The following is a 583-nucleotide window of genomic DNA, read 5'->3' on the forward strand; positions in this document are numbered from 1 at the left end:
TAATTCCGAGTTAAACATGTTAACTCGTTTGTGTTGTCTTGGTCCAATAAATTGAACCGAAGACACCTGCACATTTGATTGTTTACTTTGTTCAGTTTTCAAAGATCTATTTCGTTCAATCGCTGACGACGTGATGTGTCAACTAATATAATATTACAGGCTTTTGTTTTGCTTGTCAAGAACTTTCGAAAGTTCTTTTTTCGCTCATTTGACCGAGACTTAACAAGAAAAGAAAAGCATTGCGTTGCTTCAAATCAGCAACAGGAATAAATATACCAGGTTTTCACTCGTGCGTCAACCTTTATTTTTATTCAGTATTCATTTTTTTGCCCCCGCTAAATTTGAGCACAAAAAAACTCCGCAAGCAGGGCTCGAACCTGCGACATCATGATTAACAGTCATGCGCTCTACCAGCTGAGCTATTGCGGAATGATTATATTAAAACACCATTGTATCAAAAAAAGAGCTGCACGGCAACGTCCTGCTTTCACAAAGGGAAACCCTTCACTATCCTCGGCGCTGGGAAGCTTAACGGCTGTGTTCGGAATGGGAACAGGTGGATCCTTCCCGCCATCGTCACCGC

1 tRNA gene and 1 rRNA gene are annotated in these 583 nt (G+C 41.2%); both read right to left on the bottom strand.

What is annotated here, in order from left to right:
- Nucleotides 1–356: 356 nt before the first annotated feature.
- Nucleotides 357–429, bottom strand: a tRNA-Asn gene (locus AX762_RS01755).
- Between the two features lie 39 nt (nt 430–468).
- Nucleotides 469–583, bottom strand: a 5S ribosomal RNA gene (gene rrf, locus AX762_RS01760).

This window comes from Alkalibacterium sp. 20 (genome assembly GCF_001885615.1).
In the GTDB taxonomy this organism is placed as follows: domain Bacteria; phylum Bacillota; class Bacilli; order Lactobacillales; family Carnobacteriaceae_A; genus Alkalibacterium.